This is a genomic window from Thiobacillus sp., assembly GCF_030696885.1.
In the GTDB taxonomy this organism is placed as follows: domain Bacteria; phylum Pseudomonadota; class Gammaproteobacteria; order Burkholderiales; family Thiobacillaceae; genus Thiobacillus.
In genome coordinates this window covers 204146-230261 of record NZ_JAUYRI010000013.1, presented here as the reverse complement: position 1 = coordinate 230261, position 26116 = coordinate 204146, and the positions used below count along the sequence as shown (strand labels likewise).

Annotated in this window: 28 protein-coding genes; 14 read left to right on the top strand and 14 right to left on the bottom strand. The window is 63.1% G+C overall.

Annotation, left to right across the window (positions count from 1 at the left end; genetic code table 11):
• Positions 1–6: 6 nt before the first annotated feature.
• The 9 genes from ligD to Q8R61_RS06965 all read right to left on the bottom strand — a co-directional run bounded on the left by ligD (position 7) and on the right by Q8R61_RS06965 (position 8563).
• Positions 7–2502, bottom strand: coding sequence for a DNA ligase D (gene ligD / locus Q8R61_RS07005; RefSeq protein ID WP_305535621.1), 2496 nt, complete (start codon positions 2500–2502; stop codon positions 7–9).
• Between the two features lie 3 nt (positions 2503–2505).
• Complete coding sequence (locus tag Q8R61_RS07000) at positions 2506–3411, bottom strand: Ku protein (protein ID WP_305535619.1); 906 nt, start codon at positions 3409–3411, stop codon at positions 2506–2508.
• Between the two features lie 21 nt (positions 3412–3432).
• Entirely contained in the window at positions 3433–4377 is a 945-nt protein-coding gene (locus Q8R61_RS06995) for a c-type cytochrome (protein WP_305535617.1), read from the bottom strand.
• 32 nt (positions 4378–4409) lie between these two features.
• Positions 4410–5054, bottom strand: coding sequence for a cytochrome c (locus tag Q8R61_RS06990; protein WP_305535615.1), 645 nt, complete (start codon positions 5052–5054; stop codon positions 4410–4412).
• Positions 5055–5304: 250 nt separating this feature from the next.
• Entirely contained in the window at positions 5305–5886 is a 582-nt protein-coding gene (locus tag Q8R61_RS06985) for a hypothetical protein (RefSeq protein WP_305535613.1), read from the bottom strand.
• A gap of 69 nt (positions 5887–5955) precedes the next feature.
• A complete protein-coding gene (locus tag Q8R61_RS06980) occupies positions 5956–7422 on the bottom strand; it encodes a phosphatidylserine/phosphatidylglycerophosphate/cardiolipin synthase family protein (RefSeq protein WP_305535611.1) in 1467 nt (488 codons plus the stop codon).
• A gap of 19 nt (positions 7423–7441) precedes the next feature.
• Positions 7442–7855 carry a hypothetical protein gene (locus Q8R61_RS06975; RefSeq protein ID WP_305535609.1) on the bottom strand — a complete coding sequence of 138 codons (414 nt, stop codon included), beginning with the start codon at positions 7853–7855 and terminating at the stop codon, positions 7442–7444.
• Entirely contained in the window at positions 7852–8235 is a 384-nt protein-coding gene (locus tag Q8R61_RS06970) for a hypothetical protein (protein WP_305535607.1), read from the bottom strand. The genes Q8R61_RS06975 and Q8R61_RS06970 overlap by 4 nt, the downstream gene beginning before the upstream one ends.
• A 31-nt stretch (positions 8236–8266) precedes the next feature.
• Positions 8267–8563 (bottom strand): hypothetical protein, encoded by a 297-nt coding sequence (locus Q8R61_RS06965; protein ID WP_305535605.1) that lies wholly within the window; start codon positions 8561–8563, stop codon positions 8267–8269.
• A 466-nt stretch (positions 8564–9029) separates the two neighbouring features.
• On the opposite strand from Q8R61_RS06965, the gene Q8R61_RS06960 reads away from it, so the two are divergent.
• From Q8R61_RS06960 to Q8R61_RS06950, 3 genes are all read left to right on the top strand, one after another.
• Positions 9030–9194: a DUF1328 domain-containing protein gene (locus tag Q8R61_RS06960; RefSeq protein WP_305535603.1), complete on the top strand. Its 165-nt coding sequence runs from the start codon at positions 9030–9032 to the stop codon at positions 9192–9194.
• A 42-nt stretch (positions 9195–9236) separates the two neighbouring features.
• Positions 9237–9878 (top strand): response regulator transcription factor, encoded by a 642-nt coding sequence (locus Q8R61_RS06955; protein ID WP_305535601.1) that lies wholly within the window; start codon positions 9237–9239, stop codon positions 9876–9878.
• Positions 9879–9945: 67 nt separating this feature from the next.
• The gene (locus tag Q8R61_RS06950) at positions 9946–10332 is read left to right on the top strand and encodes a response regulator (protein WP_305535599.1); all 387 of its coding nucleotides are present in this window, start codon (positions 9946–9948) and stop codon (positions 10330–10332) included.
• A gap of 30 nt (positions 10333–10362) precedes the next feature.
• On the opposite strand, the gene Q8R61_RS06945 is transcribed toward Q8R61_RS06950, so the two are convergent.
• Positions 10363–11637, bottom strand: a complete 1275-nt coding sequence (locus Q8R61_RS06945; protein WP_305535597.1) for an ATP-binding protein — start codon at positions 11635–11637, stop codon at positions 10363–10365.
• Between the two features lie 296 nt (positions 11638–11933).
• Here Q8R61_RS06945 and Q8R61_RS06940 point away from each other — a divergent pair, with 296 nt between their 5' ends.
• The gene (locus Q8R61_RS06940; protein WP_305535595.1) at positions 11934–12077 is read left to right on the top strand and encodes an entericidin A/B family lipoprotein; all 144 of its coding nucleotides are present in this window, start codon (positions 11934–11936) and stop codon (positions 12075–12077) included.
• Between the two features lie 76 nt (positions 12078–12153).
• Here Q8R61_RS06940 and Q8R61_RS06935 read toward each other — a convergent pair whose 3' ends face one another.
• Positions 12154–13419, bottom strand: coding sequence for a murein transglycosylase A (locus Q8R61_RS06935; protein ID WP_305535592.1), 1266 nt, complete (start codon positions 13417–13419; stop codon positions 12154–12156).
• A gap of 215 nt (positions 13420–13634) precedes the next feature.
• Between Q8R61_RS06935 and Q8R61_RS06930 the strand changes: the two genes are divergently transcribed.
• Positions 13635–14465, top strand: coding sequence for an NYN domain-containing protein (locus Q8R61_RS06930; RefSeq protein WP_305535590.1), 831 nt, complete (start codon positions 13635–13637; stop codon positions 14463–14465).
• 12 nt (positions 14466–14477) lie between these two features.
• Here Q8R61_RS06930 and apaG read toward each other — a convergent pair whose 3' ends face one another.
• Complete coding sequence (gene apaG, locus Q8R61_RS06925) at positions 14478–14861, bottom strand: Co2+/Mg2+ efflux protein ApaG (protein ID WP_305535588.1); 384 nt, start codon at positions 14859–14861, stop codon at positions 14478–14480.
• 96 nt (positions 14862–14957) lie between these two features.
• Between apaG and rpe the strand changes: the two genes are divergently transcribed.
• From rpe to trpC, 6 genes are all read left to right on the top strand, one after another.
• Positions 14958–15641: a ribulose-phosphate 3-epimerase gene (rpe, locus tag Q8R61_RS06920; protein WP_305535586.1), complete on the top strand. Its 684-nt coding sequence runs from the start codon at positions 14958–14960 to the stop codon at positions 15639–15641.
• A 125-nt stretch (positions 15642–15766) separates the two neighbouring features.
• Complete coding sequence (locus Q8R61_RS06915; RefSeq protein WP_305535584.1) at positions 15767–16447, top strand: phosphoglycolate phosphatase; 681 nt, start codon at positions 15767–15769, stop codon at positions 16445–16447.
• A 120-nt stretch (positions 16448–16567) separates the two neighbouring features.
• A complete protein-coding gene (gene trpE, locus Q8R61_RS06910) occupies positions 16568–18061 on the top strand; it encodes an anthranilate synthase component I (RefSeq protein ID WP_305535582.1) in 1494 nt (497 codons plus the stop codon).
• A gap of 2 nt (positions 18062–18063) precedes the next feature.
• A complete protein-coding gene (locus tag Q8R61_RS06905) occupies positions 18064–18633 on the top strand; it encodes an aminodeoxychorismate/anthranilate synthase component II (RefSeq protein WP_305535580.1) in 570 nt (189 codons plus the stop codon).
• A complete protein-coding gene (gene trpD / locus Q8R61_RS06900; protein WP_305535578.1) occupies positions 18633–19649 on the top strand; it encodes an anthranilate phosphoribosyltransferase in 1017 nt (338 codons plus the stop codon). Before Q8R61_RS06905 ends, trpD begins: the two co-directional genes overlap by 1 nt.
• A 13-nt stretch (positions 19650–19662) precedes the next feature.
• Positions 19663–20451, top strand: coding sequence for an indole-3-glycerol phosphate synthase TrpC (gene trpC / locus Q8R61_RS06895; RefSeq protein WP_305535576.1), 789 nt, complete (start codon positions 19663–19665; stop codon positions 20449–20451).
• Positions 20452–20524: 73 nt separating this feature from the next.
• On the opposite strand, the gene Q8R61_RS06890 is transcribed toward trpC, so the two are convergent.
• Positions 20525–22033 (bottom strand): helicase HerA-like domain-containing protein, encoded by a 1509-nt coding sequence (locus Q8R61_RS06890; protein WP_305535574.1) that lies wholly within the window; start codon positions 22031–22033, stop codon positions 20525–20527.
• A gap of 115 nt (positions 22034–22148) precedes the next feature.
• Here Q8R61_RS06890 and Q8R61_RS06885 point away from each other — a divergent pair, with 115 nt between their 5' ends.
• Both Q8R61_RS06885 and Q8R61_RS06880 read left to right on the top strand, forming a co-directional pair.
• A complete protein-coding gene (locus Q8R61_RS06885; RefSeq protein ID WP_305535572.1) occupies positions 22149–23477 on the top strand; it encodes an NAD(P)/FAD-dependent oxidoreductase in 1329 nt (442 codons plus the stop codon).
• 100 nt (positions 23478–23577) lie between these two features.
• Complete coding sequence (locus Q8R61_RS06880; RefSeq protein ID WP_305535570.1) at positions 23578–24324, top strand: DUF1566 domain-containing protein; 747 nt, start codon at positions 23578–23580, stop codon at positions 24322–24324.
• A 4-nt stretch (positions 24325–24328) separates the two neighbouring features.
• Here Q8R61_RS06880 and Q8R61_RS06875 read toward each other — a convergent pair whose 3' ends face one another.
• On the bottom strand, positions 24329–25339 hold the full coding sequence (locus tag Q8R61_RS06875) for an ROK family protein (protein WP_305535568.1): 1011 nt from the start codon (positions 25337–25339) through the stop codon (positions 24329–24331).
• Between the two features lie 41 nt (positions 25340–25380).
• Here Q8R61_RS06875 and Q8R61_RS06870 point away from each other — a divergent pair, with 41 nt between their 5' ends.
• The gene (locus Q8R61_RS06870; RefSeq protein WP_305535566.1) at positions 25381–26112 is read left to right on the top strand and encodes a YebC/PmpR family DNA-binding transcriptional regulator; all 732 of its coding nucleotides are present in this window, start codon (positions 25381–25383) and stop codon (positions 26110–26112) included.
• Positions 26113–26116: the final 4 nt, after the last annotated feature.

Here is a 26116-nt window from a genome sequence, read left to right as displayed (position 1 = left end):
CAACGCCTATGTTTTTGGGGGTGCGTAGCCGAGGACCTTGATGGCGCCCCGCAGACTCTGGATCGATGCCGGGTAGGCTTTCCAGGGGGCGTTGCCGATCGCCAGTCGCGAATCGATATTGGCAAGGGTCCAGTGTGCGGCGTGGGTCAGCGTGTCGAGTTCCGCCCATTCGACCGGCACCGAAACCCCGAGGCCGGGGCGCGCGCGCAGCGACCACGCCGACACGGTGGTCGCGCCGAAGCCATTGCGTAGGTAGTCGATGAAAATCCGGCCGACACGATTGCGCGGCCCACTTTTGGACGTGAAGCGTTGCGGCAGCGTGGCGGCCATATGCTGGACGATGGCCTGGGAAAATCCCTTGACGGTATCCCAGTCGTGCAGGCGCTTGAGCGGCACAACGATATGCAGTCCCTTGCCGCCGCTGGTCTTGATGAACGACACCAGCCCGAGCTGGTCCAGGAACGCGCGCAACAGATGGGCGGCTTCCTGCACCAGCGTCCACGCCGTGCCCTCGCCGGGGTCGAGGTCGAACGTCATGCGATCGGGTTTGCCGATGTTCGTCCGATGGGCATTCCAGGTATGGAATTCGAGCACGTTCATCTGCGCGGCCGCGAGCAGGCCTTCGGGCCGGGCGACCTCGAGCAAAGGTGCATGACCCGGATCGAGGGCGGGATCCAGTGGCTTGATCCCCGGCATTTGCGCCGATTCTAGATGCTTCTGAAAGAACAGCTGGCCCGCAATACCATCCGGTGCTCTGACCAGCGACACGGGCCGTCCCTTGAGATGGTCCATCAGCAATCCCGACACCCGCTGATAAAACTCGACCACGCCCCGCTTGGTGGCGGCCGTTGAGGCATCGATGACGCGATCGGGGTGGGAGATCTTGACACTCCGCGGCAGCGGGTTCGCAGGCGCCACGGTCTGGGGCGATTCCCGTACGACGGATTGCGCCGCCTTGTCGAGCCGCAGCCCCTGAAAAACCGAATGTCGAACGTGCCCGGTCCGGGTCCATTCCCCGAACGACACTTCAGCGACCAGCTTCGGGCTGACCCAGTGCGCCTTGCCGTCCATCGACGTGTGCCCGGAAAACGGGCTGGTGGCGCGCACCAGGGCAGTGAGCCGCTGCTTCAGATCATTCAGGGTTTTTCGATCGAAGCCGGTGCCCACTTTGCCGGCATAGGACAGGCCGCCGTCGTTGTCGTACACCCCGAGCAGCAGCGCGCCGATTCCGCTGCGGCTGCCTTGCGGATCCGTATAGCCGCCGATCACGAATTCTTGCCGCTGCGTGCATTTGAGCTTGAGCCAGTCGCTCGACCTGCGGGACACATAGGCCGAATCGCGCCGCTTCGCGATGATCCCTTCGAGGCCCATTTGACAGGCCGACGCCAGCATGTCGCGCGCAGGTGCAACGTGGGTTTCGCTGTAGCGTATGGCACCGGAACGGGACGGGCCCAGGAGCGCAGCAAGGAAGTTCTTGCGCTCGATCAGCGGCACGCTGCGAAGATCAAAGCCCGCATAGAACGGCACATCGAACAGGTAATAGATGATGGCGTCCGGCCGGGCCTCTTCAAACGCATTCTGAAGCGCCTGGAAATCAGGCTTGCCGTGAGCATCCTGCACCACAATCTCGCCATCGAGCCAGCCGGGTGCCAGGTCCATGGTCTTCAGGGCCGCGACCAGCGGCTGCAGCTTGTGGCTCCAGTCATGCCCATTGCGCGTGAATAGACGAATGCTCTGTTTTCCGATGCGGGCAAGCAGGCGGTAGCCGTCGAATTTGATTTCGTGGATCCATGCATCCGGGTTGCCGGGCGGCGAGTCCGCCAGCGTGGCGAGCTGAGGGGTGAGTGTGGCGGGAAGCCGGGCCTTGACCGCGCCTGCCGGAAGTTGCGGCGATGACGACCGGGCACGCGAGCGGGCGGCAGAGGACTTGTTCTCCTGCGCTGACGGCGGCGGCAGGCTGGCGACACTGTCGGGCAGGGCATCGACGATGGTGTATTCCTGGGCAGGCCTCGCATGGGCGTCCTTTTCCTTGATCAGCAGCCACGATTCCTTCTTTTCGCCTTTGGCCTTCATGCGGATCAGCGCCCATCTGCCGTGGAGCTTGTGGCCGTGCAACTCGAACTTCAGGTTGCCCTGTTTGTACGACTGGCGGGGATCCCCCAGCGGCACCCAGATGCCGCGGTCCCAGATGATGACCCGACCGGCGCCATACTGCTTCGGCGGGATCTCGCCTTCAAATGCGTTGTACGCAATGGGATGGTCTTCCACCTGGACGGCCATGCGCTTCTCACGCGGATCGAGACTGGGCCCTTTGGGGATGGCCCAGCTTTTCATGCTGCCATCCAGCTCGAGCCTGAAGTCGTAGTGCAGGCGTGTCGCCCAATGCTTCTGGATCACAAAGGTGCGTGCCGCCGCGTTGGCCTGCCCCCCCGCCTCGGGTTCCTGGCTGATCGAGAAATTGCGCTTGGATTTGTAGGCGGCCAGCGGGTCGGAGGTCGACATCGCTCACGCGGCTTTTCGTTTTCCCGGCGCCTTGGCCGGCGGTTTGGACGCGGTCTTTGCCTTGGCGGACGCTGCCTTGGTCCGGGATGCCGGCTTCGCCTTCGCCTTGTTGTCGAGACTGCGCTGCAGCAGTTCGGTCAGATCATAGATCGTGGCGCCCGCCGGCTCGCTTTCGGCAGGCTCGATCTGGGTGATGGATTCCAGCTCGCCGGCCTTCGCCTTCGCTTCCACCAGCTGAAGGATCTGGGTCTTGAACGAATCGCGCGACGCCTCGGGGTCCCACGCTTCGCTCATGTCCTCGACCAGCTGCTCGCCCATCCGCATCTCTTTGTCGCTCAGCCCGGCGGCCTTCACCCCTTCGTCGGGCAGCGTCAGAGACTCGAAGCTGCGGATTTCATCGCCCCAGCGCAACAGGTTCAACACCAGCACGGGACCGTAGGGAATCAGCGCGGCGAGATGCTGCCGGGTCTGGATGACCACGCGAGCGATGGCGACCTTGTGTTGCTTGCGCAGGATTTCCCGCAACAGGGCATACACCTTGGCGCCCTTGTTGATCGGTCCGACGTAGTAGGGCCGATCAAGATAAATGAAGGGAATGTCCGCGGCCGGAATGAAGGTCTCGATTTCGATCGACTGCGTCGTTTTCGGATAGGCCGCTTCGATCTCATCAGGCGACAGCACGACATACTGACCATCCTCGTGCTCGATGCCCTTGACGATATTTTCCTTGGCGATTTCCTTGCCGGTTCGTTTGTTGATGCGCTTGTAGCCGACCGGGTCCATGCTGCGCTTGTCCAGCCAGTCAAAGTCGAGGCTCAGCTCGGAGGTGGCGGAATAGAGCGCAACCGGAATATGCACCAGCCCAAAGCTGATTGCGCCTTTCCACAGGGTACGGGGTTGAGTTGCCATGGGTTCAGACCTGTATTGGCGTCAGGATTTCGCTCGCCGAGGATCGGCGGGGCGGGGGTGGCTGTTCATGAATTTCGCCACGTCCCAGGCTTCCTGTTCCGTCAGCGTATTGCCCTGGCCCAGCGGCATGTTGGCCCGGATGAATGCGGCCGCATTGTGAACCTGGGTCATGCCGGCGCCGGCATTGAAGGAATCGTCGCCCCACAGCGGCGGAAAGGCATAGCGCCCATCGCTCAAGCGTGTGCCCAGCCCATCGGCGCCGTGGCAGATTGCGCAGTTGGCTTCGTAGATTTTTTTGCCGCGTGCTGTATCGGCTGGCTGCGCCGGCGCCGCCAGCTTGGGATAGCCGCGTCCCTTGAGTTCGACGCCGATCGGCGCGCCGCGGGACATCCAGTAGCTGTAGCTCATCAGGGCGACGAGTTCCTTGCTGCCCCGCGGCGGCTCCTTGCCGTTCATGCTGAAACGGAAGCAGCCCGCGAGGCGGTCCTCGTAGGTATTCACCTGGCTGTTCTTTTCGCGATACGTCGGGAACATGCCGAAGGCCGCCCACAAGGGGCCCGAATCGGCCTTGCGGCCGGCATCGAGGTGACAGTTGACGCAATTGAGGCCGTTGCCGACATACGCACGCGCATAGGTTTGCGTGTCATTGAAAATATTCCGGCCCAGCCGCACCGCATCGCCGAAGTCGCCGTCCGGCAGGTCATCGATGTCAGGTGGCGTGAAGTCGGCCGTGGCCGAGGCAAGGGACGCCCCGGCAGGCGCGTGGGTTTTTTTGGCGGCTGCGGATTCTTCTTCCGTCGCGGACGCAGGCGTGTTGGAGGCGGGCACGGCCCGGGCATCCGCTAGGGACTCCGGTTGTGTCTTCGAAACCATCTGGGTGGGAATCCAGACGATGCCGGCCACCACCAGCGTGGTCAGGACCACCAGCAGTATCCACGAAGGATGGAATCGGCCGGTCTGCTTCATGCCTTGAATCCATGTCCTTAACCAGATGGGCATCATTCGCTCCTTCCGGTGGCGGCGGGGTTTTCGAGATACAGGCTGACGGCCTCAATGTCCGCATCCGTCATCCTGTCTGCGACGGACTTCATCAGCCCCTGGGAATCGTTGCTGCGGGTGCCCGCCTGCCAGGCTTTCAATTGTGTTCGGGTATAGGCGCGCGGCTGCCCGGTGATGGCGGGGAAATGCGGGGCGATGCCAGCCCCGCCCGGACCATGGCAGGCAAAGCAGGCGGGAATCTCCTTGTCCCAGTTGCCTGCCGTGGCCAGCCGCGGCCCGGGCGCAGCGGCCGGATCGGGCGAGCCGGTTTTCACGGGTGCGCTCCAACCCGGCAGGCCGGCATAGTGATCAGCGAGATCGCGCATCTGCTGCGCGCTGAGTGCGCGGGCGATCGGTTCCATCATCGGGTTCTTGCGTGTGCCATCGGCAAACGCCTGCATTTGCCTGAGCAGGTAGGCCTGCGGCTGGCCGGCCAGCCGTGGAAAGCCCGTTGCCGCTTGCCCTTCGCCGCGTGCGCCATGGCACGACACGCACGCGCTGATGCCGGACCCGCCTTGCTGCGCGAGTGTGGCGCCGGCACGGCTGTCTGCATGCGCCGGATTCAGCCCCAGACTGGCACAGGCAATCAGGAGGATTCCCAGCATGAGCGACCAATTGATGCAGGGTCTGGAACGGGGAAGTGGGGTCTTCATGACATCCTCATGGCATTGGATCGAAAATGCATTCCGCCTTGTCTTGGCCAGTGTGATGTATTCAATCGTAGGCCGGCGAACCGCGGCGCGCAGTCAGCCCTGACTCCAATCGGGTGTAGGACACGTCCGAAGACAAGGGGACAGGGCGCGCGCTGTCCGGACGATCGTGCGGATTCAACCGATCGACGCTACGGCTGGGACATCAGCGGATGACTTTGCCGGGCGCCAGCGGATCGAAGTCGGTCCAATCCCCGTTTTGAAGATTGCCTTCCGCTTCTTCCAGCAGATGGGCACGTTCACCCAGAATCTCGATCGCGTACTTGCGTTCCGTCGGCGTGTTGACGGCCACCGCCAGCAGGTAGCCCGACTTGCGCGCCTCGTTCTCGGCGTCGGCCGTGTTGTGGTCACTATCGTGCATAGTGTCGGCGCCCGTCTCGGGGGGTTCTTCCATCTTGTTCAGCGCGCCGACCAGCGAACCGGCGTAAGCGCCTACGGCAGCGCCCAGCAGGGGGCCGGCCGGGCCCAGAACGGGGATCGTGGCCGCGCCGACCAGGACACCGGCGCCCGCGCCGCCGGCCGCACCGCGCACGGCGCCGGACTGGGCATCGTGCGTCCCCGCCGACTCGTCCTCATCGCCGCCCACCGGGTGCAGCGCGTGCTGCCCTTGCGGATTGAGGTAGAACAGGCTCGTCTCGTTGACGGAGAATCCGGCACGCAATACATCCCGTGCCGCGATTTCCGCCTCATCCTGCAGATCGTAGTGACCGACTATCAGCGTTTTCATACTCACTCTCCTGTTTCGGGTTAGTGTTTCGGGTGAAAAGGCACTGCCTTGAATTTGCGTGCGTGCACGCTAGAGCCAGTATTCAAAACGCCGCGCCAGCCATTCCTGAATCCGCAACAGCGGCGAGCGGCGTTTCCATTCCTCGGGCTCGATGGCTTTGGCGGCAGCGCGGTCGCGGGCGAACATGGCATCCATCTGGCGCGCAAAATCGGCGCTCAGGATGATGGCGTTCAGCTCGTCGTTGTGCAGAAAACTGCGCCAGTCCAGATTGGTCGAACCGACGGTGGACCAGACACCGTCGACCGACGCCGTCTTGGCATGCAGGATCGTGTCGCCTCGCTCGTAGAGCTTGACGCCGGCATCGAGCAATTCGTCGTAATGCGAGCGGCCGGCGTGGAACACGGCCCACGAATCGGTTCTTCCGGGTAGCACGATCTGCACGTCGACGCCACGCTGGGCGGCGCCGGCCAGCGCCTGTCGCAACTGCGGGTCGGGCACGAAATAGGCATTGGTGATGTGGATGTTGCGTTCCGCGTGGTCGATGGCCGACAGCAGCGTCAGGTAAATAGGGCTGTCGTCATCCTCGGCCGTGCTGCCGATGGCGCGGATGATTTCGTCGCCGCGCTGGACAAGCGGAGGAAAATAGATCCGGCTGGCCGGTTCGGGCCCGTGTTGTCGCGCCCAGGTATCGAGGAAGTACTTCTGGAGTTCGGCCACCACCGGCCCCTCGATCTGCAGGTGGGTGTCGCGCCAGCCGGCCTCCTGTGGGGCGCCTTTGCGGCTTTTGCGCGGGCTGGAGAGGGAACCGCTCGAGTACGACTCGCTGATGTTGATGCCGCCCAGAAAAGCAGTTTTGCCGTCGATGATCAGCAATTTCCGGTGGTCGCGGTTATTCAGCAGCCATTCCTCTTTCTTGCGGAGCTTGGCCGGGTTGATCGGGTTGAACTCAAGCAGCTGGATGCCGCCGGCGCGCAGGCGCTCAAAGAATTCCGTCGGGGTGGTGAGGTTGCCCACGCTGTCGTAGATCAGGTTCACCTGAACCCCCGCCGCCTGCTTTTCGAGCAGCAGCGCGGCGAAGCGGGAACCGATTTCGCCGTCCTCGAAGATGTAGGTTTCCAGGTTGATGTGATCGCGCGCTTTTCGGATCGCGGCAAACATCGCTTCGTAGGTGGCAGGGCCGTCCTGCAGCAGCACCGCCCGGTTGCCCAGCACCAGCGGACTGTCGCGATTGATCGCTTCTTCCAGCGCAAGGTGCTTCTGTAGGATGTCGCGCGAGCCGGATTCGCTTTTTAGGTTCTTCAGGATCGCGGTGCTGGTGCCTTGCGGAACGGGTCCGCGCATGGTTTCGAATTTCACCGGCTCGACGCGTGCAGGCTGATCGATCCGGCTGGTATCGGGCAGCGTGGCGCAGGCCGTCAGCGGGAGGATCCCGCACGCGGCTAGGAATCTCAACACGCCGGCGAAGTTCAGCGTTCGACTGCCCGTCGGGCCGACGTAGAGGGAGAAAGCGTTCGCGGTGACGCATGCGCTCTGCATGGGTGACAACGCCTGCGGACTACAGCGGGCGACCCGACGCCGACTTGGCGCGGTCGCTGGCGATCAGGTGCTTGACCAGTTGGCTTCCGGAAGACAGCGAATAGGCAAGCGCCTGGCGCGCCAGCAGCCCCGCCAGAACGGAGCCGCCCAGCGCGCGCCAGGGTTTGCCGCGGATCATCCAGATCCCGACCAGCGCTGCGCTAGAAAGCGTGGCATAAGGGTGCTGGCGCACCATCTGGCGCGCCAACGGCACTGCCATGCGCGCGATCACGCCGACTTGCCCGAGCGCGTCGTCCTTCTGCTGTGCCAGCCGCAGGCGCACGGCCTCGCGCTTCAGTTGCAGCCGGGTCTCGGCATCGGCTGCCGTGTCCGCAGTGGCGTGATCCGCTGCGAGAGTATTGGTGGGTATTTCGGGTTGTTGTTCTGTATTCATCGTTCTGATCTCCGCAAATCCATTTCCAGTAGCTGCATGTCCTGGATGGCCTGCGCACGCACGCGCAGGAACGAAGCACGTTCACGTGGTATGCGCATCAGCAGTCCCAGCGCAAACAATGACCCCGCCAGCGGCAGCGCCGGCACGGCCCACAGCAACCAGTGACCGATATCGGTGACTGCATGCAGCATCAGCGCGATCCCGACAAACAGGATGGCCAGCAAGGCGAGGCCCACCGACACCAGCGTGTAGCTGAACCGCCGCAGTTTTAACGCCCACCAGCCGGACGCATCCTGTCGAATGAGTTCGGCATAGGCGCTGACGTAGGTATGCAGCAGACCGGGTTCGGTCAGCAGCACACGGAGCAGTGGGGGCAGCATTGCGTGGGACGCCGCGTCTTGAATGGCGTGTTCAATGATGACGGTGCTTGCCAATCGCGCCGGCCAGAATCGCGATCGCCGCACCTGCAGCCGCCGCCATCATCAGCGATTTCAGCGGCTGTTCCTGGACGTAATGCGCCGCTTGATCGGTCGTATGGGAAATGGCCTCGCGCGCCCGGTCTGTGCCTTTGTGAATCGCCTCGCTGCCTTGGGCGGCGAGGTCTTCGGCACCAGCGCGGGCTTCTTCGAGCGACCGGCGTGCATGCTCGGCCACCGTGCTCTCGCTACCGGTCGGGGAGGAGTATTTTGTATTGGGCATCGTTTCCATTTGAGATTCTCCAAAAATGACAGGGTTTAGTGCTGGCAGCGAGCGCCGCCAGCATGGAAACAAGCTTAGCCAGGACAATTCATCGGCTGTAGGGGACGAAGACGCATCACGCTGTCCGCAAATACGTTAAGCGCATGTAGGCGGCCTCTGACACGACAGGGAATGACGGTCCGGCCGGGACAATGCCTGCACCTCATGCAGGTTAGGCCGATACGATTTGCGGCGCTGTCCTACATAAATACGACTCGGTTTGCGAGAAGATGCCGTTGTACTTGGCGCGAAATACGCAGTAAGGCTGTAGGGAATATCCGACAAAAAACTCGTCGGCGACTGATGGCGACGGAATGCCCGGTGTTTAACCTGCAAGTAATCGCTGCCATGTCGTGTTTGTCTTGTGTCGTGTCAGCATTTGCGCTTCACCCGTTGCGTATTTATTCACCGGGGCCATTATTTCAAGGAGATCTGCATGCTGTACTACGCGCTTGTTTTTTTCATCATCGCCATTATTGCCGCCGTGCTGGGTTTCTCCGGCCTGGCAGCAGGCGCTGCCGGCATCGCCAAGATCCTGTTTGTGGTGTTTCTGGTGATTGCGATTGCCACGTTCGCCGTGAACCTACTCAAGGGACGTTAGGCGTCCCGGTGCTAGAATCAAACCCCACCGGATTGGATTGAGATGCACATGATTCAGGTTGCTATCGTGGACGATCATGAGATCGTCCGAACCGGTTTTCGAGAGTTGTTGAGCGAAGATTCTTCCATCAATATCGGCTTCGAGGCGTCCAATGGCGACGAGGCGCTCGATAAATTGCGCACCTCGCAGTGCGACGTCCTCCTGCTCGACATTTCGCTGCCGGGCAAGAGCGGCGTCGACGTGCTGCGCATGGTGCGCCAGCGCCACCCCGATACCCGGGTGCTGGTGCTGAGCGGCTTCCCCGAGGAAAGCTATGCGCTTGCGATGATCAAGAACGGCGCCAATGGCTATCTGTGCAAGGACTGTGAGAAGGACGAGTTGCTGCGGGCGATCCACATGGTCTCGACCGGACGCCGCTATGTATCGGCGCGAACCGCCGAGCTCCTGGCCGATGAAATGAGCGGCGAGCGCAGCGGCGTGCTGCATGAAACCTTGTCGGACCGCGAGCTTCAGGTATTTTTGCGACTGGCACGCGGTGAGTCGGTTTCGGATATTGCCGAACAGCTGCACCTGAGCGTCAAGACCATCAGTACCTATCGCTCGCGGGTGACCGAGAAGCTCGGTATCACCAGCAATGCAGAATTGGCAACGTATGCCTTACGACACGGACTCATCACGGAATAAGTCTTCCCTTTCATCCAAGAACCACACTGCGGCGAATTTCCAAAAAGGAACGCGCCATGACGCTTCCATGTTGAAAGTATTTTTAATCGAAGACTCTGCGCTGTTGCAGGAACTGCTCTCCGGCATGCTGGCTGAGCTGGATGGTGTCGAGTTCTGCGGATGCGCCGACGGCGAGAGCGAGGCGCTCACCCGGATGGCCCAAAATCCGGTCGATCTGGTGATCATCGATATCGAACTCAAGCAGGGCAGCGGCATCGGCGTGCTGGATGCATTGCAGACCGATTCTGGGCTCTATGGCCGGCCGCGCAAGGCGGTGCTGACCAACTACTCCCATTCCACCATGCGCAAGCGATGCGAGCGCATCGGCATGGACGCCTTCTTTGACAAGTCGCTGCAGATCAACCAGCTGATCGACTACGTGGTCGACGCGGCGCGTGAAAAACGCGCGTCCTGACTGCGGGTTCCGGCAGGGGTTCTGCGGGGGTCAGACAGGCAGGGTCACATGGATCTTGACGCCGGCACCCGGGGCGGTGTGGATGTCGAGTTGTCCGCCGTGGGTGAAGACCCGGTGCTTGATGCCCGCCAGTCCATGTCGTGACAGCCGGGGTGAATCCGCGTCGAAGCCGATCCCGTCATCCTCGATGGTCAGCTCGATGGTGTTCGCGGTGGTGCGAAGCGACACGGTCACCCGCTGGGCCTGGGCGTACTTGCGGATGTTGGTGAAGGCTTCCTGAACGATGCGGAACAGACTGAGCGAAACCGCTTCGGTGAGCTCGGGTTCGGTCTCGGGCAGGTCCAGGTCCACCTCGATTTCGTCGATCTTCCGGAATTCCTCGATCAGCGCCCTGAGCGCCTCGATCAGGCCCAGGTCATACAGCAGCGCGGGCCGCAGGTCGTTGGTGAACCTGCGCTTGAGCGTGATGCCGCCCACCAGGTTCTGGCGCAGGCGCGTCAGGCGCTGCGCAACCAGCGCCTGCGTTTCGGGCGGCAGCGTGCGTTCAATCCAGTCGGCATCCAGTTTGGCAGCTGTCAGCAGCGCACCGAGCTCATCGTGCATCTCGCGCGCCAGGTGCAGTTTCTCGGCTTCGCGCACATCGGTCAGATAGGTCGCAAGATTGGTCAACTCCGCGGTGCGCGCATGGACTTCGCGCTCCAGCCGATCGTTCTTGGCCGTCAGCAGCTGCTGGATTTTCTCCAGCAGTTCCTGCTGCTTCTGCCGCTGGGCAATCGAAAGCACCAGCAGCAACAGCGAGGCGATGGCCAGCAGCACCGTGCTGATCCGCGCGTTCTCGAAGCCATTCACCGAGCGCCGGACATCCTCCAGGCTTTGCGTGAGCAGTTGCGTCTTGATCAGGTTGTGCTGGCGCTTGTAGTCATCCATGATCCGATTGGACGTATCGACCCAGGACTTGCCCAGCACGATGCCCTTTTCGGCTTGCTGTACCGTGAGATCGATGCGCCTGGAAACCATATGGGCCTTGATGATGAGTTCGGCCGTGCGGGGAGTGTCCTTGTTTTGCTCCTCGATGGACCGCAAGGTGTCATTGATCTTTGCCGCAAGCTCGCGATACACGGCGAGATCGTCGGCGGCGCGCGTCAAGGCATAGCCGCGTGCCCTGGATTGGGTGTCGACCAGAAGCACATTGAGGTCGTCCAGCTGATGGGCATGTTCGCTCGATATCCCGAACTGGTTCAGCGCTTCCAGACCCGCCGAGGCCTGCATGTAGCTCGCGACCAGGATGCTGATCAGCAAAGCCATGCCTGCCGACAGGAAAAGATGGGTACTGATGTTCGAGCCGTCGTGCCAGCGCGATGTGAGACGACGTGGACGTGGACGTGAAGGAGGAGGGGACGCTGTTGACATGTTGAGGTTTCGCCTGGGTTTCCAGCAGTATGCAAGATTTCCCGGGACTTGAATGCAGGAATCATCCGACAAGCCAATCCGCGCTGTCTGACAGACCCGTGATGCCCCGCACCCTGCGATATCCTTACCCTGCAGCGCTGCCAACGGCAGCCGGACGGGCAATCCGGAATCTTGAATATCAGGAGAACATCATGAAGACGTTTTTCACCTTGTTAATGTCTTCCGCTTTCATCGTGTTGGCAGGCTGCAATACGGTGGCGGGCGTAGGCAAGGATATCGAACGCGGTGGTGAGAAAGTCCAGGACATTGCCAGGGACGTCCAGCGAAAACTGTAATCGTTTTTTGTAGGGCAAACGGCACAGCGCTCGTAATGGGCGCTGTGCCGTTTGTTTCTGACCGTGTCCGCCCGCGTCAGCGCCGCGCGTTGACGCCGTTTGGCTTCGGCTGCTGCCGGGCGAGCGGGTAATCCTTCGGCAGCAGCACCCACATGCGGCCGGACTGCTTCATGCGGCCGGCGAGCTCGCCAGCCGCTTCGCCAAATCCCCAGAAGAAATCCGCGCGCACGCCGCCGCGGATGGCGCTGCCGGTGTCCTGCGCCATGACCAGCCGGTTCAGCGGTTCTGGCGAGTTGGGCTGGGTGGTGGCAAGAAAGACCGGTGCGCCCAGCGGGATGAAGCGCGGGTCGACGGCGATCGAGCGGCCGCCGGTGAGCGGCACGCCGAGCGCGCCGAGCGGACCGCTGAGGCCATTGGGTAGCTCACGGAAAAACACATAGCTCGGGTTGCTGGCGAGCAGGTCGGCCAGCTTGTCGGGGTTGCGCGCCCCCCAGTCCTTGATGCCCTGCATCGATGCCTGCTCGAGCAGCAGCTCACCGCGCTCGACCAGCAGTTTGCCGATCGACAGGTAGGGATGGCCGTTCTGCTCCGCATAGCCGACACGCAGGTGGGTGCCATCGGGCAACTCGATGCGGCCCGAGCCCTGGATCTGCAGGAAGAACAGGTCGACCGGGTCCTCCGCCCAGGCGATGGGCTTGCCCTTGAAGCCGTTGCCGGCCTCGATGTCTTTGCGCGCGGGGTAGGGCACCACCTTGTTGCCGGACAACCGTCCGCGCAGCCGCAGATTCTTCAACTCGGGATAGACGGCCGCCAGGTCCACGCTGATCAGATCGTCCGGCGTGGCGTAAAGCGGATGGCGCGCGCGATCGGTGCGCACGCGGTTGCCCTTCAGCAGCGGTTCGTAGTAGCCGGTGACCAGGCCTTCCTCGCCGCCGTCTTCGGTGGTGGCCCGATACGGCTGAAAACGCTGCTCGAAAAATGCACGCGCGTTGGCGTCGTTAGGCGCCGGCATCGCTCTTGCCTCGGTACAGACGGCCTGCCACGCGCTGCGCTTGACCAGCGTGCTGCAGCTTTGCAGAAAAGACGCCCAGTTCTCGCCGACTGCGTCGTCCTGCCAGAAGGCGACGTCCGCCCAGGCCACCGGCTTGAGCAGCGGGTAGTTGCCCACGGGTGTGGGGAGGGGCGCAGACGGCTGCGCAGGACCTGGTGTGGGCGCAGGTCGCGGCGCCGGGATAGGCGCCGGGACGGGCGCGGGCGCACGCTCGGGGCGCGCCGCAGGCGGCAGCGCCGAACAGGCCGACAACAACAGGACGAACAACCACGGACTTGCACGCAACAGCATCACAGGTGAAGATGACCCAAATCAGAATGACGCGTCGAGTATAACAACGGGAGGGAAATCGAATGGAAAGCCAGGGACTGGGCTGGTTGCTGCTGGAGGCCGGCATCGCGCTGGGACTGTTCGTGTTCATCGTGTGGTGGACAATGAAAAAGTAGGCTGACCAGGATCGTGTCCTGTCCTTCGCATCGCACCTGAAATCAATCCGAGGTTCCCCCATGGCCGGACAACCTGAAATCACCAACATGGCGCTGTTCTGCGATTTCGAGAACATCGCGCTCGGCGTGCGCGACGCCAAGTACGCGCAGTTCGACATCAAGAAAGTGCTGGAACGCCTGCTGCTCAAGGGCAGCATCGTGGTCAAGAAGGCGTACTGCGACTGGGACCGTTACAAGGAATTCAAGGCGACCATGCATGAGGCGGCGTTCGAGCTGATCGAGATCCCGCATGTGCGCCAGTCCGGCAAGAATTCGGCCGACATCCGCATGGTCGTCGACGCACTCGATCTCTGCTATACCAAGTCGCACGTCGACACCTTCGTCATCATCAGCGGCGATTCGGATTTTTCCCCGCTGGTATCGAAACTGCGCGAGAACAACAAGCACGTGATCGGCATCGGGGTGAAGGACTCGACCTCAGACCTGCTCAGCGCCAACTGCGACGAGTTCATTTTCTACGACGATCTGGTGCGCGCGCAGGAAGCCAAGAAGAAGCGCACCGAGAAAAAGGCGCCGGCTACGAAGCCGGCGGCCAGTTCAGCCAAAAACGCCGCACCCCGGACCGAGGAAGACCGTCGTCAGGGCGCACTCGATTTCCTCGTCGAAACGGTGGAAGCGCTGATTGCCGAACGCGGCTCGGACGAGAAAATCTGGGGCTCGATGGTGAAAAGCACCATGCAGCGCCGTCGTCCGGGATTCACCGAATCGGCCTATGGCTATCGTTCGTTCAGGGAGCTGGTGGAGGACGCGCAGCAGCACAAGCTGCTGGCGATGGTGCGGGACGAAAAGGCCGGGCAATACACGATCCGGCTGGCGCCGGCCGACGATTAGCAGTCCGGCGTTTTAGTGCAGCACGCGCGGCATCGACAGCGTGAAGACGGGAATTTCGGCGTCGAACTTGTTGCCGTCTTCCGCCACCATCTGGTAGGTGCCACGCATGGTGCCTACCGGCGTCGCCATCGCGGTGCCGCTGGTGTACTCGAAGCTCTCGCCCGGGCGCAGCAGCGGCTGTTCACCCACCACGCCCAGCCCCTTGACTTCCTGGGTGACGTTTTCGGCATCGGTGATGATCCAGTGGCGCGAGATCAGCTGCGCCGCCACGGTGCCGGAGTTGGCGATGGTGATGGTGTAGGCGAACACGTAGCGGTCGGCCGAGGGATCGCTCTGCTCGGCCAGATACGTCGTATTGACAGTGATGCTGATTTGATATTTCTTGCCTTCGGCCACGGCTCTGCTCGACGGAATGGAATCCGCGGAGTGTAACGCAAGGGCGTGTCAGACTGTTAAAATGCCCGGGTTTTCCCTACATTCCCGGAGCTTCCCATGACTTACCGCATCGCCCCGTCCATCCTGTCCGCCAACTTTGCCCGGCTGGGCGAGGAAGTCGACAATGTGCTCGCTTCCGGCGCCGATATTGTCCACTTCGACGTGATGGACAACCACTACGTGCCCAACCTGACCATCGGCCCGCTGGTGTGCGAGGCCTTGCGCAAGCATGGCGTCACCGCGCCGATCGACGTCCACCTGATGGTGAAGCCGGTCGACCGCATCATTCCCGATTTCGCCAAGGCGGGCGCCACCTACATCACCTTTCACCCGGAAGCCTCCGAGCATATCGACCGGACGATTGGTTTGATCAAGGAGAACGGCTGCAAGGCCGGCCTGGTGTTCAACCCGGCCACCCCGCTCGACGTGCTGGAATATACGCTCGACAAGATCGACATGGTCCTGCTGATGAGCGTGAACCCCGGTTTCGGCGGCCAGAAGTTCATCCCCTACGTGCTCGACAAGGCGCGCGCGGTGCGCAAGATGATCGATGACCGCGGCCTCAAGGTGAACATCGAGATCGACGGCGGTGTCGGTCCGGCCAACATCGCCGACGTCGCGCGCGCCGGCGTCGACACCTTCGTTGCCGGCTCCGCCGTGTTCGGCGCCGCCAAGGACAGCGATCCGCAGCGCTACAACAGCATCATCGCTGCGATGCGCGCGGAACTGGCGAAGGTCTGATTTCTAGGGGCTAGGAGATAGGATCTGGGGGCTAGGGGGGTCTTGTGCTTCGCACCTCTTTATTAGCGCGGCCGAAGGCCGCACGTCCCCTAACCCTTAGCCCCTAATTCCTGAATCCTAAAAAAATGAACTTCCCTCTCAAAATCAAAGCCGTCGTCATCGATCTGGACGGCACGCTTATTCACACTGCACCCGATCTCGCCCATGCCGCCGAGCTGATGATGGCCGACCTTGGTCGTCCCTGCCCGTCGCTGGAAACGATTTCCACCTACATCGGCAATGGCGTGTCGCGGCTGGTCAAGCGCGTGCTCACCGGCGAAATGGATGCCGAGCCCGATGCGGCGCTGTTCGCGCAGGCCATCGCCCTGTATCAGAAGCACTACGGCGAACACGTATCGCTGCATTCACGCCCTTTTCCCGGCGTGGTCGAGGGCCTCGATGCCTTCAAGGCGATGGGCGTGCATATCGCCTGTATCACCAACAAGGCCGAGCTATTCACCATCCCGCTGCTGAAGGACACCGGCCTGTTCGATTATTTCGAGCTGATCCTGTCCGGCGACACGCTGCCGAAGCGCAAGCCCGACCCGCTGCCGCTGCTGCACGCCTGCGAGGTGTTCAAGGTGAAGCCGGCCGAACTGCTGCTGATCGGCGATTCGCTCAACGATACCCAGGCCGCGCGCGCCGCCGGCAGCCCGGTGTTCTGCGTGCCCTACGGCTACAACCGCGGCCGTCCGGTCGCCGAGCTCGACCTGGATGCCGTCGTGCCGACGCTGGCTGAAGCGGCGAAGATGGTGGTGAAGGCGTGAGTTTAGGGGCCAGGAATTGGGATCTAGGATCTAGGGAACGCGCCCAATGGGCGCGATGGTGACGCTGCGCGTCGCTTTATCCCTAGCCCCTAATTCCTAGCCCCTAGCTCTTAGCCAAAAATGACTGAACAAGACTTCTTCGACCGCGTCCGCCAGGGCTACAACCGCATCCCACTGGTGCGCGAGTTGCCCGGCGACCTGGAAACACCGCTGTCGGTGTACCTCAAGCTGGCCAACGCGCCGTATACCTATCTGCTCGAATCGGTGGTGGGCGGCGAGCGCTTCGGCCGCTATTCCTTCATCGGCCTGCCGGCGCGGACAGTATTACGCGTGCGTGCCCATCTGCTGACGGTGGAAACCGACGGCCGCGTGGTCGAGGAGCACAATCTGCCCGATCCGCTGGCCTTCATCGCCGAGTTTCAGGCGCGCTTCAAGGCGGCGCCGGTGGCGGGACTGCCGCGTTTTACCGGGGGCCTGGCCGGCTACTTCGGCTACGACACCATCCGTTACATCGAGAAGCGGCTGGCCCCGGAGTTCAAGAAAAATCAGCCGCGCAAAGACGACGTGCTGCACACGCCGGACATCCTGCTGATGCTGACCGAAGAACTGGCAGTGTTCGACAACCTGGCCGGCAAGCTTTATCTGATCACCCACGCCGACCCGATGCAGCCCGATGCCTATGCGCAGGGCCACCTGCGCCTGCGGGCGCTGGCCGAACAGCTGAATGCGCCGGTGCAACTGCCGCCCGAACCGGTAGTGAGCGAGGCCGAACCCGCTTCCGAGTTTGGCGAGGCCGCATTCAAATCGGCAGTGCAGAAGGCCAAGGACTACATCGCCGCTGGCGACGTCATGCAGGTGGTGCTGTCCCAGCGCATGGCGCGGCCGTTCAGCGCCACGCCGCTGTCGCTGTATCGGGCGCTGCGCAGCCTCAACCCGTCGCCCTACATGTTCTATTACGATTTCGGCGGCTTCCACGTGGTTGGTTCCTCGCCCGAAATCCTGGTGCGGCTGGAGGGCGACACCGTCACCCTGCGGCCGATTGCCGGCACCCGGCCACGCGGCCTCACGCGCGAGGACGACCAGCGCCTGGCCGAGGAACTGATGGCCGATCCCAAGGAGTGCGCCGAGCATCTGCAACTGCTGGATCTGGGGCGCAACGACACCGGCCGCGTCGCGGTGACCGGCTCTGTCCGCGTCACCGAGAACATGCAGATCGAGCGCTACTCGCACGTCATGCACATCGTCTCCAACGTCGAGGGCCGGTTGAAGCCCGGTCTCGCCGCGCTCGACGTGCTGCGCGCCAGCTTCCCGGCCGGCACCGTGTCCGGTGCCCCCAAGGTGCGGGCGATGGAAATCATCGACGAACTCGAGCCCAGCAAGCGCGGCATCTACGCCGGCGCGGTCGGCTATCTCGGTTTCAACGGCGACATGGACCTGGCGATCGCGATCCGCACCGCGGTGGTCAAGGACGGCATGCTCTACGCGCAGGCAGGCGCCGGCATCGTCGCCGATTCGGTGCCCGACAATGAATGGATGGAAACGCTGAACAAGGCGCGCGCCGTGGTGCGCGCGGCTGAGCTCGCGCAGGCGCGCTTTGGCGGGGAGGTGGCGTAATCATGCTGCTGATGATCGACAACTACGACAGCTTCACCTACAACCTGGTGCAGTATTTTGGCGAGCTGGGTGAGGACGTCCGCGTCGTGCGCAACGACGAGATCGACCTCGCCGGCATCGCCGCGCTCAAACCCGACCACATCGTCGTCTCGCCCGGCCCGTGCACGCCGAACGAAGCCGGCGTGTCGGTGCCGCTGATCCGCGAATTCGCCGGCAAGGTGCCCATCCTCGGAGTCTGTCTGGGCCACCAGAGCATCGGCCAGGCCTTTGGCGGCAACATCGTGCGAGCGAAGGAACTGATGCACGGCAAGACCTCGATGATCCATCACACCGACACTGGCGTGTTCAAGGGCCTGCCGAATCCCTTTCGCGCCACCCGCTACCACTCGCTGGTGATCGAGCGCGCCACGCTGCCGGATTGCCTCGACATCACCGCATGGACCGACGACGGCGAAATCATGGGCGTGCGCCACAAGACGCTGATGGTGGAAGGCGTGCAGTTCCATCCCGAATCCATCCTCACCGAACACGGCCATGCCATGCTCGCCAACTTCCTGAAGGAGCGCGTGTGATGCAGTACAAGGACCTCCTCACCCTGCTGATCGAGCGCCATGACCTGCCGCACGACACCATGCTCGGGGCGATGCGTGCGCTGATGGGCGGCGAATGGACGCCGGCGCAGATTGCCGGCTTTCTGATCGCACTACGGATGAAGGGCGAGACCGTGACCGAGATCGCAGCGGCCGCCGACGTCATGCGCGAGCTGTCGACCAAGGTGCCGCTCGCCGGCGTCGGTCATCTGGTCGATACTTGCGGCACCGGCGGTGACGGCGCGCACACCTTCAATATCTCGACCGCCGCGGCCTTCGTCGCGGCCGCCTGCGGCGCGCGCGTGGCCAAGCACGGGGGGCGCTCGGTGTCGTCCACTTCGGGCAGCGCCGACGTGCTGGAGGCGCTGGGGGTGAACGTCAACCTGGCGCCGGAGCAGGTCGCCGACGCAGTGAAAAAAATCGGCGTCGGCTTCATGTTTGCGCCCAACCACCACAGCGCGATGAAGCACGCCGCACCGGTCCGGCGCGAGCTCGGCGTACGCACCCTGTTCAACCTGCTCGGTCCGATGACCAACCCGGCCGGCGCGCCGAACCAGGTGCTGGGCGTGTTCAGCCGCGAGCTGACCGGCACGCTGGCGCGGGTGCTGCAGACGCTGGGCAGCCGCCACGTGCTGGTCGTCCATGCGGAAGAGGGGCTGGACGAGATCAGCCTGGCGTCGCCCACCTACGTGGCCGAGCTGAAGGACGGCCATGTGTCCGAATACGAACTCGAACCCGGCGTGTTCGGCTTGCCGCAGGTGGCGGCGAGCGAACTGGTGGTGAACGGCACCGACGAAGCGGTCGAGATGCTGCTGGCGGCGCTGGAAAACCGCCACGCCGGCGCGGCCGCGATGGTTGCGCTCAACGCGGGCGCGGCGGTCTATGTGGCGGGCCGCGCTGCCAGCCTGGCCGATGGCGTCGCCCAGGCGCAACACGCGATCACCAGCCTGGCGGCGCGCGACGTTCTGGAACACTATCGCCGCTTCAGCCAGTCATGAGCGGGCGCCAAGCATGAGCGACATCCTGGAAAAAATCCTCGCGACCAAGCGCAGCGAGATCGACGAAGGCATGGATACGGTGCCGCTCGGCGAGATGCGGGCGCGCGCCGAGGCTGCGCCGAAGCCGCGCGATTTCGTCGGCGCGTTGCGCACCCGCCTGACGGTCGGCCAGCCGGCGGTGATTGCCGAAATCAAGAAGGCCAGCCCGTCGAAAGGTGTGATCCGCGCCGATTTCCGGCCGGCCGAGATCGCCGCCAGTTACGAAGCAGGCGGCGCGACCTGCCTGTCGGTGCTGACCGACCGCGACTATTTTCAGGGCAGCCCCAAGTACCTGATGCAGGCGCGCGCCGCCTGCAGCCTGCCGGTGCTGCGCAAGGATTTCATCGTCGATCCCTATCAGGTCTATGAAGCGCGCGCGATGGGAGCGGATTGCATCCTGCTGATCGTCGCTGCACTCGCGTTGCCGGCGATGCAGGCGCTGGAGGCGCTGGCCCATGAGCTCGGCATGGCGGTGCTGGTGGAATCACATAATGCCGAAGAGCTCGACGCCGCGCTGCAACTGGCGACGCCGTTGATGGGCATCAACAACCGCAACCTGCGGACCTTCGAGGTGAGCCTCGACACCACGCTGGCCTTGCTGCCGCGTATCGGACCCGAGCGCATCGTCATCACCGAATCCGGCATCCAGTCGCCGGCCGACGTCGCGCACATGCGCAGCCATCAGGTCAACAGCTTCCTGGTCGGCGAAGCCTTCATGCGCGCCGACGATCCGGGCGCCGAACTGGCCAGGCTTTTTGCCTGACGAGATTCAAGATTCAAGTTGCAAGAGACAAGGTTTTCCTTGAATCTTGAACCTCGCGCAGCGCAGCTGCGCGTCAGCGCTTGCCGCCGAACAGACTACCCAGCACGCCACGCATGATGGCGCGGCCGACCTGGCTGCCCATCGAGCGGGCGGCCGATTTCGCCAAGGCCTCGACCGCGCCCTCACGACGTCCGCCGCCCCCGCCCAGAATGTCACCCAGCACGCCGCCTCCGCCCGCCGTGGGTTTCGCAGCAGCCTTGGCCTGTTGCTTCGCTTCGGCTTCGGCCGCCGCCGCTTGGGTCGCCTGCTCGGCGCGCGCCTTCAGCACTTCATGAGCGGACTCGCGGTCGATGGTCTTGTCGTAGACCCCGGCCACCAGCGAGGTCTGCACCAGCCGCTGCCGCTGCGCGTCGGTGATCGGGCCGATCTGCCCCTGCGGCGGCACGATGTAGGCGCGCTCCACCACGCCGGGGCGGCCCTTGGCATCGAGAAAGGACACCAGCGCCTCGCCGACACCGAGTTCGGTGATGACGGCCGCTTCGTCCAGATTGGGGTTGTCGCGCATGGTTTCCGCGGCGGCGCGGACCGCCTTCTGGTCGCGCGGGGAAAACGCGCGCAAAGCGTGCTGCACCCGGTTGCCGAGCTGTGACAGCACCTTGTCCGGGACGTCGGCCGGGTTCTGGGTGACGAAATACACGCCGACCCCTTTGGAGCGGATCAGCCGCACTACCTGCTCGATCTTTTCCACCAGCGCGGTGGGCGCATCGGAAAACAGCAGATGCGCCTCGTCGAAGAAGAACACCAGCTTCGGCTTGTCGAGGTCGCCCGCCTCGGGCAGGTTTTCGAACAGCTCGGCCAGCAGCCACAAGAGCAGCGTCGCGTAGAGCTTGGGCGACTGCATCAGCTTGTCGGCTGCGAGGATGTTGATGACGCCGAGGCCGTGGTCGGTCTGGATCAGATCATCGATATTGAGCATCGGCTCACCGAAGATCTGCTCGCCGCCCTGCGATTCCAGCGACAGCAAGCCGCGCTGGATCGCGCCAATCGACGCGGACGAGACGTTGCCGTATTCGGTGGTGAACTGCTTCGCGTTGTCGCCGACAAACGCGAGCATGGTGCGCAGATCTTTCAGGTCGAGCAGCAAGAGCCCGTTGTCGTCGGCCACCTTGAACACCAGATTGAGCACACCGCTCTGGGTGTCGTTGAGATCGAGCATGCGTGAGAGCAGCAGCGGCCCCATGTCGGAGACGGTCGCGCGCACCGGATGACCGGCCCCGCCGAACGGATCCCACAGCGTGACCGGATAGCCCCTGTGCTCGAAGCCCTCGATCTTCAGCATCTCGACCCGCTCGGCCACCTTGGCATTGCCGCCGCCCGGCTGCGAAATGCCCGACAGGTCGCCCTTCACGTCCGACATGAAGCAGGGCACGCCGATGCTGGAGAAGTGCTCGGCCAGCGTCTGCAGGGTCACGGTCTTGCCGGTGCCGGTGGCGCCGGTGATGAGGCCGTGGCGGTTGGCCATCTGCGGCAGCAGGTGCAGGTCCGCCGTGGCGTTGCGGGCGATGAGCAGGGGGTCGGTCATGGTGGCTCCTGAGGGGGATGCAGGAATTTTAACGAGTTTGCGGACGCGACGATCGCGCTGGAAAAGAAGCAAATGCTAATGTTCAGGCTATCATCGCGGTAAGGCGAACCAGGGGATGGCAGTGGCAACAGCGCAGCAGGTACATGAAATCGTCATCGTCGGCGGCGGCGCCGGCGGGCTGGAGCTCGCCACCCGGCTGGGCGACAAGCTGGGCAAAAAGAAGCGCGCGCGCATCACGCTGATCGACGCATCGCCTTCGCATATATGGAAACCGCTGCTGTATGAAGTCGCGGCGGGCAGTCTCGACTCTTACGCCGAGCGGCTGGAATACCTGGCGCAGGGACACTGGCACGACTTCACCTTCCGTCTCGGCCGCATGGACGGTCTCGACCGTGCGCGCCAGGAAATCAGCGTCGCGCCGACGCTGGACGAAGACGGCGTCGAAATCATCCCGCGTCGCCGATTTCACTACGACACGCTGATCCTCGCGATCGGCTCGGTTGGCAACGATTTTGGCGTGCCGGGCGTGAAGGAACACTGCATCATGCTCGACACCCCCGAGCAGGCACGCGAATTCCATCGCCGCCACATCAACGCCTGCCTGCGCGCCAATACCCAGGCCGCGGCGGTCGCGCCCGGCCAGCTCACTGTCGGCATCGTCGGTGCCGGTGCCACCGGCGTCGAGCTGGCGGCCGAACTGCACGACACCACGCGCGAACTGTCGGCCTACGGCATGGACAACATCGAGCCCGACAAGAACCTGAAACTGCTGATCGTCGAAGCCTCCGACCGCATCCTGCCGGGCCTGCCGCCGCGCCTGTCGGCCGCTGCTGCGGAGCGCCTGGCCGAGCTGGGGGTGGAAATGCACACCAACGAGCGCATCGTTGAAGTGCGTGCAGACGGCATGCTGACCGCCGATGGCAAATTCATCCCTGCCAGCATGATGGTGTGGTCGGCCGGCATCAAGGCGCCCGATTTCCTGAAGGACATCGATGGTCTGGAAACCAACCGGATCAATCAACTGGTGGTGCGTCCGACGCTGCAGACGACGCGCGACGACAACATTTTCGCGTTCGGCGATTGCGCCGCCTGCGCGATGCCGGATGGCAAGGGCTTCGTGCCGCCGCGTGCGCAGGCTGCGCACCAGCAGGCCAGCATGCTGGCGAAGTCGATCTGCCGCCGTTTTCGCGGCCAGTCCCTGCCCGAGTATGTCTATCGCGACTATGGTTCGCTGGTCGCACTCGGCCGCTTCTCCACCGTCGGCAACCTGATGGGCGGGCTGTCCGGCGGCAGCATTATGATCGAGGGCGCGATGGCGCGGCTGGTGTACTGGTCGCTGCACAAGATGCACGAGATCGCGCTGCATGGTTGGTTCAAGACTTCGCTGACCACGTACGCGCACTTCATCAGCACGCCGACGCGGGCGCGGATCAAGCTGCACTGATCAAGGGGGGCACATACTTTTTCGATCCAATGGCGAGTAATATTATTTGATAACAATTAATACCTGCGGCGAACACAAACCTAACCTTGAGGAGGAGATCATGATGTCGACGCAGAGATTGAAAATAATATTGTTAGTCAGTCTGGCTTCAGGGACGGCCCAAGCAGCCTTGCATGACCGTGGTGGGGGATTGATATACGACGACGTACTCAATGTTACCTGGCTACAAGACGCCAACTACGGTGCCGGCTCCAGTTATGATTATTGCGATGGTGGTGTGTGTGGAAGCAGTACAGACGGCTTGATGAATTGGCAAAGCGCCAAAAATTGGGCAACTGATCTCAACTACTACGACAGTGTGCGTGACGTCACCTATTCGGACTGGCGCCTTCCCACTGTCACATTGCTGAATGGCGACACCTATATCGGCAACACCGACCCCGACTACAGTGTCAATGCAGGTACCACAGCAAGTGAGCTGGCCTATATGTTTTTTGTGAACCTGGGCAATCCGGGCTATGAGTATCTTTACAAGGGCCAACCGTTTGTTAGTGCGTGCTTTCCAGGGAATTGCCTCCAAAATGCCGGCCCGTTTATAAACCTCGAGTCGTTCTGGTACTGGTCGGGGTCGGAATATGATTCGAATTTGGGTACCGCGTGGGCGTTCAATACGGGGGACGGTTTTCAGGGCGGGTACCCCGATTACTACGAGGGCTACGCTTGGGCCGTTCGGGATGGCGATGTCGCGCCCGTACCGGAGGCCGACACATGGGCTTTGCTACTGACGGGATTGGTGTTGGTGGGAGGCGCCGCTAGGCGGCGGCTAGAACGACACGCGGAATCTTGAGACGTTAAAGCCGCTGCGCTGGGTCTGTGCGCCACAGCCATGCAGCCCCGCGCACGCCACTGGAGTCGCCGTACTTAGGCGGCACCAGCCGGGTGTCGACGCGATCGGAAAACACATAGCGCGGCCACAGCCGCGGCACCGTGTCGTACAGGCGCTCGACGTTAGAGACCCCGCCGCCCAATACAATCACATCAGGATCGATCAGGTTGATGACGCCGGCCAGTGCGCGCGCCAGCCGTTCTTCATAGCGCGCCAGCGTCGCGCTGCAGGGACCGTAGCCAGCGTTCGCCAGCTGCACGATTTCGTGCGTGGGCAGGTCCTCGCCGCCGTAGCGTACGTGGTCGGCCGCGAGCGCGGGGCCCGAGAGCCAGGTTTCGATGCAGCCCTTCTTGCCGCAGTAGCAGGGGGGTGCGGCCTCGAGTTCGCGCGGGCTCGGCCACGGGTGCAGGATGGCTTCGCCGGTGGCGGGGTGCTGGCCGGTGCCGGAACGGTCGGCCTGGGCGTGGGCGAACTGGAAGTAGGGCAGGGGTGAATGTCCCCATTCGCCGGCGATGGCGTTGGCGCCGCGCAGCAACTGCCCGCGCACTACCACGCCGCCGCCGACGCCGGTGCCGAGGATCACGCCGAACACGGTGTCGGCCCCGGCGGCCGCGCCGTCGCTGGCTTCCGACAGCGCAAAGCAGTCGGCGTCGTTGGCGAGCCGCACTTCGCGGTTGAGCGCGCGTTCGAGGTCTTGATGCAGGGGCCGGCCGTTGAGGCAGGTCGAGTTGCAGTTCTTCATCAGGCCGCTGGCGGGCGAGATCGCGCCGGGGGTGCAGATGCCGATCGTGCCGCTTTGTCCGAGTTCGACTTCGGCCTGGTGCACCAGCGCGGCCACCGCCGCCACGGTGGCGAGGTAATCGTTTTGCGGGGTGGACACGCGGCGGCGCAGGATTTCCTGGCCGCAGGCGTCGAGCGCAATCAGCTCGATTTTGGTGCCGCCGAGGTCGATGCCGAAACGTAGAGTAGGGGCCACGGTGTAAAATCTCCGGCTATTCAATTTGCGTTGGAATCAACATGGCAGGACATTCGAAGTGGGCCAACATCCAGCACCGCAAGGGGCGCCAGGATGCCAAGCGCGGCAAAATCTTCACCAAGCTTATCAAGGAAATCACCGTGGCCGCCAAAATGGGCGGCGGCGACGTCGGCATGAACCCGCGTCTGCGGCTGGCGATTGAGAAGGCCAAGGCCGAGTCGATGCCCAAGGACAACATTGAAAACGCGGTCAAGCGCGGCAGCGGCCAGCTCGAAGGCGTGAACTACGAAGAAGCGCGCTACGAAGGCTACGGCATCGGCGGCGTCGCGGTCATCGTCGACTGCCTGACCGACAACAAGGTCCGCACCGTCGCCGACGTGCGCCACGCCTTCGTCAAGCACGGTGGCAACATGGGCACCGACGGCTGCGTCGCATTCCAGTTCAAGCATTGTGGCCAGATCATCCTGGAACCCGGCGCGAGCGAAGAGGCGGTGATGGAAGCCGCGCTCGACGCCGGCGCCGAGGACATCCTCACCAACGAGGACGGTTCGATCGAAGTGCTGACCTCGCCCGACCCCAAGGCCTTTGAGTCGGTAAAGGACGCGCTTGAAAAAGCCGGCTTCAAGCCGGCAGTCGCCGAAATCACAATGCGTCCGGAAGTTGAGACTGAGCTGACTGGCGACGATGCGGTCAAAATGCAAAAAATTCTCGACGCGCTTGATTCGCTCGACGACGTGCAGGATGTCTACACCAACGCCGTGCTGCCCGAGTAAACCT